Annotated in this window: 9 protein-coding genes; all 9 read left to right on the forward strand. The window is 62.2% G+C overall.

All coding sequences use genetic code 11. The annotated features are described in order from the left end of the window. The first annotated feature begins 29 nt into the window (after window positions 1–29). The gene (locus tag IEV58_RS15315; protein ID WP_188410671.1) at window positions 30–1,070 is read left to right on the forward strand and encodes a C4-dicarboxylate TRAP transporter substrate-binding protein; all 1,041 of its coding nucleotides are present in this window, start codon (window positions 30–32) and stop codon (window positions 1,068–1,070) included. A 2-nt stretch (window positions 1,071–1,072) separates the two neighbouring features. Then, window positions 1,073–1,669 carry a TRAP transporter small permease gene (locus IEV58_RS15320; RefSeq protein ID WP_188410672.1) on the forward strand — a complete coding sequence of 199 codons (597 nt, stop codon included), beginning with the start codon at window positions 1,073–1,075 and terminating at the stop codon, window positions 1,667–1,669. A gap of 4 nt (window positions 1,670–1,673) precedes the next feature. After that, the gene (locus tag IEV58_RS15325) at window positions 1,674–2,984 is read left to right on the forward strand and encodes a TRAP transporter large permease (RefSeq protein ID WP_188410673.1); all 1,311 of its coding nucleotides are present in this window, start codon (window positions 1,674–1,676) and stop codon (window positions 2,982–2,984) included. Window positions 2,985–3,075: 91 nt separating this feature from the next. Continuing rightward, entirely contained in the window at window positions 3,076–3,888 is an 813-nt protein-coding gene (locus IEV58_RS15330) for an N-acyl homoserine lactonase family protein (protein ID WP_188410674.1), read from the forward strand. A 50-nt stretch (window positions 3,889–3,938) separates the two neighbouring features. Then, window positions 3,939–5,417, forward strand: a complete 1,479-nt coding sequence (locus tag IEV58_RS15335) for an aldehyde dehydrogenase (RefSeq protein ID WP_188410675.1) — start codon at window positions 3,939–3,941, stop codon at window positions 5,415–5,417. A 183-nt stretch (window positions 5,418–5,600) separates the two neighbouring features. Beyond that, window positions 5,601–6,059 (forward strand): nuclear transport factor 2 family protein, encoded by a 459-nt coding sequence (locus IEV58_RS15340; protein WP_188410676.1) that lies wholly within the window; start codon window positions 5,601–5,603, stop codon window positions 6,057–6,059. After that, window positions 6,056–7,522 carry an FAD-dependent oxidoreductase gene (locus IEV58_RS15345; RefSeq protein WP_188410677.1) on the forward strand — a complete coding sequence of 489 codons (1,467 nt, stop codon included), beginning with the start codon at window positions 6,056–6,058 and terminating at the stop codon, window positions 7,520–7,522. Before IEV58_RS15340 ends, IEV58_RS15345 begins: the two co-directional genes overlap by 4 nt. Window positions 7,523–7,571: 49 nt before the next feature. Next, entirely contained in the window at window positions 7,572–8,342 is a 771-nt protein-coding gene (locus IEV58_RS15350) for an SDR family NAD(P)-dependent oxidoreductase (protein WP_188410678.1), read from the forward strand. Window positions 8,343–8,779: 437 nt separating this feature from the next. Continuing rightward, window positions 8,780–9,750: hypothetical protein (locus IEV58_RS15355; RefSeq protein ID WP_229729511.1), on the forward strand; the 971-nt coding region annotated here is incomplete at its 3' end.

The following is a 9,750-nucleotide window of genomic DNA, read 5'->3' on the forward strand; positions in this document are numbered from 1 at the left end:
TTTGAAATCGACAGGTAGCGGAGGATGATATGGGATTATCTAAGTTTTTCGCCGGTGCCGTGGCCATGGCGATCGGCGCTGCGGGACTGGCGGGGACCGCCGCTGCGCAGGAAGAGTTCAAGAGCATGAACCTGCGCTGGGCGCATTTTGCGCCGCCGGCTTGGGGTTCGGCCCAGGCAGAGCAGCTTTTTGCCAAGGAAATCGAGAAGCGCACCAACGGCAAGGTCAAGATCCAGTTCTACTGGTCCGGCTCGCTCGGCGGCCCGGGTGAACTGATGGACCTCGTGTCCTCGGGCGCCGTGGATTTCGCCTCGTTCCCGCCGACCTATTATCCGGCGCAGTGGCCGATGATGGGCCTCATCAACTCGCTGCCCATGACCTGGCAGGATCCCAAGCTCGCCATGGATATCCAGGAGTACCAGATCGCCAACAACAAGGCGATCCAGGCCGAGCTGGACAAGAACAACCTTGAAGCCGTGCTGATCCATGGCCTGCCGCCATATCGGCTGCAGTGCACCATGCCGGTCAAGACCATCGAAGATCTCAAGGGCAAGCGCATCCGCACCTTCGGTGACTGGCCGCCCTACGTCATGAAGCAGATCGGCGCCGTTCCCGTGAACGTGCCGCTGGGCGAAATGTATGAGAGCATCCAGCGCGGCAGCCTCGATTGCGGCTACAACCCGGTCGAGAACTCCGGCTTCCTGAAACTCTATGAAGTCGCCAAGAACTGGAGCGACATCAACTTCGGCGCCATTGCCGCCTATTCGTCCTTCATGAACAAGGACAAGTTCGAAGCCATGCCCGACAACCTCAAGAAGGTCTTCAAGGAGGCCTATGACGTCGCGGTCGCCTGGGAGAAGGAGAACTTCGAGGTCGCCGAGAAGAAGCATCTTGAGGATGCGAATGCGGCCGGCGCGCAGGTGGTGCATTTCGAAGAGCAGGAAAAGCTCAACGCCATGTTCCCGGACATGCTGAAGACCTGGCAGGACACCATGTGCGAGAAGAACCTCTGCGAAGAGGCAAAGAGTGTCGTCGCTGACACCAAGAAGGTCATGGAACAGGCCAAGTAATCATGGCGGGTTCCGAACATCCTGACACCACTCTCTCTGCGGCCGATAGGCCGCAGGGATTTGCCGCCCAGATCGATCGGCTTTCCGGTCATCTATGCTTTGCGGCCCTGGTCGTGGCCAGTCTCTGTGTTGCGGCCATCATCGTGCTGGGCACCTGGGATACGGTTGGCCGTGCCTTCTTCAATGCTCCCTTCATGGGCGCCGTGGAAATGACGGAGTCGCTGCTGGCGGCGGTGATCTTCCTGGCGTTGCCTTACGCGCAACGGCACGGTCAGCATGTCGTGGTGGACATCATCATACAGATGTTCCCGACAGGACTTCAGCTTGCGCTCTACATTCTCGCGCTGATCGCGACCCTCGCGGCCTTCTGCCTTCTCGGCTATCAGGCGATCGATGGCGCCATCCATGCCTGGAACGTGGGTGAGGTGTCGGCCGGCTATGTGCCGGTGCCGATCTGGCTCGCCAAAATCCTTTCCGCCGTGGGTCTCGTCTTCGCGGCTACCGAAACCCTCCGCCAGATCATCTTCGCATTCATCTGGCCGAAAGAGGCGCTCACCCATCGCGGGGCGACGAGCGCCGAGCATGTGCCTGTGGAGTGACCTGATGGATCCTTTTACCATTGCCTGCGTGAGCATCGTGGTGATGCTCCTGCTGATGGCCATCGGTCTTCCCGTTGCCGTCGCAATGATCGCCGTTTCGGCCGTTGGCATGTATGCCGCCGCTGGCTCCGGCTTCATGATGACCACTTTCCGCACGCTGCCGTTCGCGACGGCAAGCTCCTATACCTTTGCCGCGATCCCGATGTTCGTTGCCATGGGCGTCATCGCCGGTGCCTCGGGTATCATCTCCGACATCTACCGGTCGGCGGACATGTGGCTGGCACGCGTTCGCGGCGGGCTGTTCATGGCGACCACACTGGCCTCCGCCGGCTTCGGCGCCATCAACGGCTCCACCATCGTGGGCGCGGCGCTCTTCACCCGTATCGCGCTGCCGGAGATGGTCAAGCTCGGCTACGACCGCGCCGCCTCGGCGGGCTGTATCGCGGCGGCCGGTACCTTCGCCGCCATGATCCCGCCGTCGATCACCATGGTGCTCTATGGCGTGCTCACCAATGAATCCATCGGGCAGATCCTGATTGCCGGCATCCTGCCGGGCCTGCTGACGGCTGCAGTCTACCTCGTCGGGATCGGGATCTTCGTCCGCATCTGGCCGGACTGGGCGCCGCCGTCGGACCGCCGCTTCCCGCTGGGGCAGCGTATCCGCAGCCTCTCCACCGTCTGGCCCATCGCGGTCATCGCCTTCATCGTCGTCGGCGGCATCTACTCCGGCCTCGTTTCACCTTCCGCGGCGGGTGCCGTGGGTGCGGTGGGCGCGCTGGTGGTGGTTCTGCTGATGCGCCGCATGACGACGCAGACGCTGGTGCAGGGCATGTCGGAGGCGGCCACAACCACGGCGGTGATGTTCTTCATCGTCATCGGTGGCCTGGCCTTCTCGCGCCTGCTGCTCGTCACCGGCTTCGTCGGAGACATCCTCAGCGGCATCGAGACCCTGGCACTGCCGGCCTGGGTGCTGTTCCTGGCGCTGGTTGCCGTCTACCTCGTGCTCGGCATGCTGATGGACCCCATCTCCATGATGGTGATGACGGTTCCCATCGTGCATCCGATCGTGACGGGTCTAGGTTACGATCCGATCTGGTTCGCCATCATCATGGTGAAGCTGATCGAGCTGTCCTGCATCACGCCGCCTGTTGGTCTCAACCTCTTCGTGGTCGCGGGTGCCGGCAAGGGTCTTGTCACCACGCAGCAGGTCTACAAGGGCGTCATTCCCTTCGTCATCCTGGAACTGATCACGCTGGGGCTCCTGATCGCCTTCCCGCAGATCACGCTTTGGTTGCCGCAATTCATGATGGGCTAATGCCTCCTGGGCGGGGTCATCATCACGGCGATGATCCCGCCACTTTTTTCCTTGAGGCCAGGTCCAATCAAGAAGAACAAGGAGGAAGTCCATGAGTGCTCCCGAGCCCTATGAAATCTTCGCCATTCGCTGGGCGGAAAGTCCTTTCCGGCTTCGGGTCCATAACTGCCTGTTCTGCCATCCAGGCGACGACATAAGCGCGCCGCAGCCAATGGACTTCTATGTCTGGGTGGTGCGCAACAAGACACGCACCATCGTGGTGGATACCGGCTCCAAGGAATGGAAGTGCGTCCAGCGCGGGCATGAATTCATCCGCTCGCCGGTGGCGGGCATCGAGGCGATCGGCGTCGACCCCGCCAAGGTGGACGATGTGATCGTCACGCATTTGCACTGGGATCATGCCGGCAATATCGAGATGTTCCCCAATGCGCAGGTTCACATCCAGCGCAAGGAAGTGGAGTTCACCACCGGTCCGGCCATGACCGAAAGCTCGGTCAGCAGCTTCTATCTCGTCGATGACGTGAAAACCACGATCGACCGGCTGTTTGAGGGCGCGGTGACCTTCCACGAGAAGGTGACGGAGATCGCGCCCGGTGTGACCCTGCACGAAGTTGGCGGCCATGCGGCCGGCATGCAGATCGTCCGCGTCTACACGGCGCGGGGTTGGGTGGTGCTCGCGGCCGATGCCTCGCACTACTACTTCAACATGGAGGAGAAGAATCCCTTCCCCGCCCTCTACAATTTTCCGGATACGATCAAGGGCTACGAGACCTGCTACGCGCTGGCCGACAGCCCCGATCATGTCGTGCCGGGACATGATCCCATCGTCCTGAAGAAATATCCCAAGGCTTCGTCGTCGCTGGAAGGCGATGTCGTGCGCCTTGATCTCGATCCCATCGCCTGAGGGCGCGGTCCTCAGGCTCCTCCGCTGCAACCTTGAAGAAGGCAGTTGCCATGTCTACGAAATATGAGCTGTTCATCAACAATGAGTTCGTGAAGTCCGCGAACCAGGAATACTTCCCCGCTATCAATCCCTACACCACCGAGGAGCACGCCCAGGTTCCGCAGGCGAGCGCCGATCAGGTGAAGGATGCAGTCGCCGCCGCCCGCCGCGCCTATGACACGGTGTGGAGCAAGACCAATGGCCTGACCCGCGGCAGGCTGATGAACAAGCTGGCCGACATCCTGGAGGCCAATGCCGAGCGCATGGGCATCCTGGAGACCACCGACAACGGCAAGGTCATCCGCGAGACGCACAGCCAGATGCATTTCGCGGCCCGCGCCTACCGCTTCTTCGCCGGCGCCGCCGACAAGATCCAGGGCGAGACCATCCCGCTCGACCAGTACAATGTGTTCGACTTCACCCGTCGCGAGCCTCTCGGCGTGGTGGTGCTCATCACGGCCTGGAACTCGCCCATGGGGCTTCTGTCCAACAAGCTTGCTCCGGCGCTGGCCGCAGGCAACTGCGTGGTCATCAAGCCATCCGAGCATGCTTCGGTCACCACGCTGGAGTTCGCCAAGTTCGTGAAGGAAGCCGGTTTCCCCGAAGGCGTCGTCAATGTCGTCACCGGCGACTATCGCGTCGGCCAGGCGCTGACCAACAGCGGCCGCGTCGACCGCGTGTCCTTCACCGGCAGCCCCGGCGTCGGCCGCCAGATCGCGGCGGATGCGGGCAAGCTCCTCATCCCCGTGACGCTGGAGCTCGGCGGCAAGTCGCCCAACATGATCTTCGAGGACGCCAACCTCGATCAGGCCGTGACCGGTGCTCTCGCCGGCATCTTCGCGGCAACCGGCCAGACCTGCATCGCCGGTTCGCGCCTGCTGGTGCAGCGCGGCATCTATGACGAGGTCGCCAACCGCCTCGTGGAGCGCGCCAAGAAGATCAAGCTCGGCAACCCGCTCGACAAGGCGACCGAGATGGGCACGGCGGCGAACGAGCCGCAGTTCAAGCGCATCATGCAGTCCATCGAGAACGCGGTGAAGGAAGGCGCAACGCTGGCCACCGGCGGCAAGGCCGCCAAGGGCGAGAACCTCTCCAAGGGCTTCTTCATCGAGCCGACCATCTTCACCAACGTCAACAACTCCATGACGCTGGCGCAGGAAGAAGTGTTCGGCCCCGTGCTTTCGATCATCCCCTTCGACACCGAAGAGGAAGCCATCCAGATCGGCAACGACACCAAATATGGCCTCGCTTCCGGCGTCTGGACCACGAACCTGTCGCGCGCTCTGCGCGTCTCCCGCGGCATCCACGCCGGTACGGTCTGGGTGAACACCTACCGCGCGGCCGCCGCCATGGCGCCGTTCGGCGGCTACAAGGACTCCGGCTTCGGCAAGGAGCGCGGCCTCGTGGCGCTGGATGAGTTCCTGCAGACCAAGAACGTCATGATCGACTTCTCCGACGAAGAGCGCGATCCCTTCGCCATCAAGGTCTGATGCACGATCGGGGCCGTCCCGCGACGGCCCCGTCAGCTTCCTCAGGATGAGGCCCAGGGGCGGCTCATTCCCCCGATGCAGGCCGCAGCCTTCGCGCCTCATCCTGAGGGGCATTCCCGCGCGACGTCTCGAGGGCTCGAGCCGCGCTGACCCGACAAGAACAAGCGTTCAAGGGAGTCCACCATGGACCCGTCCGTCGAAGACTACGTCAAGATCATGCAGCTCTATGCCCGTTACGCCCGCGCCATCGACAGCGGCGACGGCGAGGGCTGGTCCAACTGCTACGCGAGTAAAGGCCAGTATCTCTCGTCCACCTTCGGCGAGTGCAACGGACGTCCGGAGCTAAGCATCTTCGCCGTAGACCATTACAAGCGCTGGATCGACAAGGGCATCCAGACACGCCACTGGAACAATCAGGTGCTGCTGACCGACAATGGCGACGGCACCATCACCGGCTCGGTCTATGTGCTGCTTGCCGGTGTCAAGAAGGGCGAGGCGCCCCAGCTTTACCTTCAGACGACCTACACCGACACTCTGATCAAGGAGGAAGGCCGCTGGGTGCTGAAGCAGCGCCGGTCCGACGCGGACATGCGGCCTGATCCGTCCCAGCTCGGCTTCACCAAGTGGGAGACGCAAGCATGACCCATGCATTCGACGTCGTGATCGCCGGCTGCGGCATCGCCGGCCTGTCCGCCGCGGTTTCGGCGGCGCAGGACGGGGCCAAGGTGGCCGTGCTGGAGCGCGCGACCTTCGAGGAGCGCGGCGGCAACACGCGCTGGACCGAAGCCTTCATGCGCATGAAGAATGAGAACGAGGTCTCGGACGACTTCGAAGAGCACTTCATGGACAATGGCGGGCACTTCCTGGATCCCAGCCTCGTCCAGGAGACGGCGCGTCCCTATGAGGAGTGGCCCTCGATCGTCAAGGCATTGTCCTTTACCGACCCCGATGTCATCGGAACCCTGGCTGAGAAGGCCGGGCCGACCCTGCAGTGGCTCAAGCAATTCGGGATCACCTATTCCGACATGGCCAGCTACCTCATCACCCAGTCGACCACGCGCATCAGCCCGGTGGGCGGCGGCTGGGCTCTGGTGGAGGCGCTCGGCAAGGCAGCCGAGGATCTCGGTGTCCAGTTCTTCTACGAGACCACCGCCGACAAGCTGATTCAGGACGATGAAGGCCGGATCGTTGGTCTGAAGGCCAGCAATGCCACCAATCGCAATCTGCGGTTCATGGGTTCGGTCGTTATCGCCTGCGGCGGCTTCCAGGGCAATGCGGAGATGATGGGGCGCTACATCGGCACCCATGCAAAATATGTTCGTCCCATCGCCAGGGGCGGCTACTACAATCGCGGCGAAGGCATCCGCATGGCGCTGGACGTCGGCGCCGCGACCAGTGGCGACTTTACCGAATACCACGCCGAGCCGATCGATCCGCGCTCGGGCGTGTCCGAGCCGATCGTCTTCATGTTCCCCTATGGGATACTTGTCGACAAGACGGGCAACCGCTTCATAGACGAGGCATCGGCTGCCGTGGACGCCATCTATGAGAACGTGTCGCGCGTTATCAATCGGCTGCCGGGAGGCGTTGCCTATGCGATCACCGACGCCGGGCTCGACGACGTTCCCAACTGGCAGCGCACGGTCCGCTCGGATGAGAAGCCGTATGAGGCGGGCACGCTTGCCGAACTCGCCGCCAAGATCGGCGTTCCCGCCGAAAATCTCGAAACAACGGTGAAGGCCTTCAATGCGGCGACCCGCCCCGGCGAGTTCAAGCCTCTTGAAGTCGATGGGCTGGGCACGCAGGGCATCCAGCCGCCGAAGTCGAACTGGGCGCGCCCGATCGAGAAGGGACCGTTCCGCGCATGGCCGATCGCCTCCTCCTGCTGCTTCACCTTCGGCGGCTTGCGGTTCAATTCGCAGTCGCAGGTGGTGGATCACGATGGCCGCGCCATCCCCGGCCTTTATGCGGCGGGTGAAGTGACGGGCATCTACTACGGCCGATACACGGGCGCGACGTCCGTGCTGCGCGGCGCCGTCTTCGGGCGGATCGCAGGCGCTCATGCCGCAAGCCAGATCGCGCAGGCCAGGAGTGCGGCCTCGTAGGGCCGCTCTCACGCATCAGCAACTCAGGCAGAACACGAGGTAATACCCCATGGCCCGGACACCCGGCTACTTCAAGGACAAGACCATCATCATCACCGGCGGCGGCAGCGGCATCGGCCGCGCCACCGCTGTGATCTTCGCGCGTGAGGGCGCCAAGGTCGTCATCGGCGACATCAACGAAGCCGGTGGCAAGGAGGTCGTCGAGGCGGTGAAGAAGGAGGGCAGCGATGCCATCTTCGTGCCCTGCGACGTGACCAAGCGCGAGCAGGTGAAGAACCTCGTCGCCAAGGCCGTCGAGAAATTCGGCAAGGTCCACTTCCTGTTCAACTCGGCCGGCTCGGCGCTGAAGCGCTGTACCTTCCTGGAGGCCGATGACGCGCTGTGGGACCTCTCCTTCGACCTCAACGTCAAGGGCACCTATTACGCGACGCAGGAAGTGCTGCCGCACATGCTGGAGAACGGCAAGGGCGTCATCATCAACGTTGCCTCCATGGCGCACAAGCGCGGCGGCCCCGGGACCTCGGTGCATTATGCCGCCGCCAAGGGCGCGGTGCACACCATGACGCTGGGCGTGGCGCGCGAATTCGCCGATCGCGGCATCCGCTGCCTCTCCGTCTCGCCCGGGCCCGTGAACACCAACTTCCAGGCTGCATCAGGCACCACGCCGGAGATGGCGGAGAAGTTCGCCAAGGACATCCCCATGAAGCGCATCGCCGAAGCGGATGAGGTCGCCGAGCTGGTGCTGTTCATGTGCTCGGATGCCTGCGAGTTCATGACTGCCGATACGGTCTATCTGTCCGGCGGCGGCGGTTGGAAGTGACCGCCTGATTTCTCACTTCAGTTGACAAGAGCGCCTGTCCGACGCCCGCTCCACCTTGGAGCGGGCGTCTTCTTTTATAGTTCCTGGCAATTTTCGGCCTTGTTCTTTGGACGATGCAGATGAGTGGTCGCCTCGAGAATGCTGTTCCGCCGGATTTTTTCACCTGCTGCGAACGTTCACATCAGTATTTACCATAATGATGTCGCGCTTGGTGACTGTCGTCGTAATGTCAAAGATTACACCTGCAACAAGTCAATACGGGCGTCTCTGCCCCATTACTTTAAGTTTCTAATGAAACTAAATATTTATGTTGCCGATTTGAAGATACAGGCTTATCTTTTTAATTAAATTTCAATCATCCTGCCCATGGCTGTTCCAAGGGGGTTATTATGGCTGTTCGAGGCGTAACTAATGGAGATCCGTCGGATCCCGCGGGCTTGTTTGGCGATTCAAAGGCATATGTCCCCGGTAATGGGGACGAATTCCAGTTCGACCCTACGAACTTTGCCAACAAGGGCAACGCCAACAACGGTAACAATGATAATGCGGCTAATGGCTGGCAGGCTTGGTATGATTCCCAGATCGCCCTTGTCGAGGGCGGTGGTCCGCTCGCGGCCTGGGCCAAGGCGAACCTGGATGTGATGATCCCCACTCTTGTGGCTCTGGGTATCGATATCAGCGCGATATCGGGCGGGACGGGCGGGACGGGCGGGACTGACGGAACCGACGGGACGGACGGGACGGACGGGACGGACGGGACGGATACCGATGGAACGGACGGAACGGACGGAACCGACGGAACCGACGATACGGACGGAACGGAGACCGACGGAACGGACGGGACGGACGGAACCGACGATACGGATGGTTCCAGCTGGGAGCCCAGTGAGGCCGCCGCTGTAACCGCGCTCCTCGAAGAGTACGGCGAGTTGAGCAGCGTGCCGGCTGCGGAGCGAACGGATGAGCAGAAGGACCGGCTCGAGAAGGTGACGACGGAGCTTGCCGACAAGTACGGCATCACCACCCCGGGCATGCTGTTCCGGACCAACGGGGCGGAACCGAATGGCGCTCCGGCCGAGCTGGATACGGTCGCCGCTCTGATGGGCATGACCGAGACGGAAGGCGCGACCGAAGACAGCATCAAGGCCCATTACAAGGAGAAGACGGGCAAGGATCTGCCCGATGACTTCTTCACGAAGCCCTTCAAGGACCAGCTGCCTTTCATCAAAGAGGCGGCCGGCAAGTCATCCTCCGAGACCGAGGGAAGCAGCTGGGAGCCGAGCGAGGCTGCCGCTGTGACGGCGCTTCTCAAGGAGTATGGCACGCTGAGCGCCGTGCCGGCTGCGGAGCGAACGGATGAGCAGAAGGACCGGCTCGAGAAGGTGACGACGGAGCTTGCCGACAAGTA

The organism is Agaricicola taiwanensis (assembly GCF_014635245.1).
GTDB classification, from domain to species: Bacteria; Pseudomonadota; Alphaproteobacteria; order Rhizobiales; family Methylopilaceae; genus Agaricicola; species Agaricicola taiwanensis.

Bases quoted from the DNA above. Each gene is read 5' to 3' on its own strand.
- IEV58_RS15315 (WP_188410671.1), top strand. From the start codon at position 30: ATGGGATTATCTAAGTTTTTCGCCGGTGCCGTGGCCATGGCGATCGGC.
- IEV58_RS15320 (WP_188410672.1), top strand. From the start codon at position 1,073: ATGGCGGGTTCCGAACATCCTGACACCACTCTCTCTGCGGCCGATAGG.
- IEV58_RS15325 (WP_188410673.1), top strand. From the start codon at position 1,674: ATGGATCCTTTTACCATTGCCTGCGTGAGCATCGTGGTGATGCTCCTG.
- IEV58_RS15330 (WP_188410674.1), top strand. From the start codon at position 3,076: ATGAGTGCTCCCGAGCCCTATGAAATCTTCGCCATTCGCTGGGCGGAA.
- IEV58_RS15335 (WP_188410675.1), top strand. From the start codon at position 3,939: ATGTCTACGAAATATGAGCTGTTCATCAACAATGAGTTCGTGAAGTCC.
- IEV58_RS15340 (WP_188410676.1), top strand. From the start codon at position 5,601: ATGGACCCGTCCGTCGAAGACTACGTCAAGATCATGCAGCTCTATGCC.
- IEV58_RS15345 (WP_188410677.1), top strand. From the start codon at position 6,056: ATGACCCATGCATTCGACGTCGTGATCGCCGGCTGCGGCATCGCCGGC.
- IEV58_RS15350 (WP_188410678.1), top strand. From the start codon at position 7,572: ATGGCCCGGACACCCGGCTACTTCAAGGACAAGACCATCATCATCACC.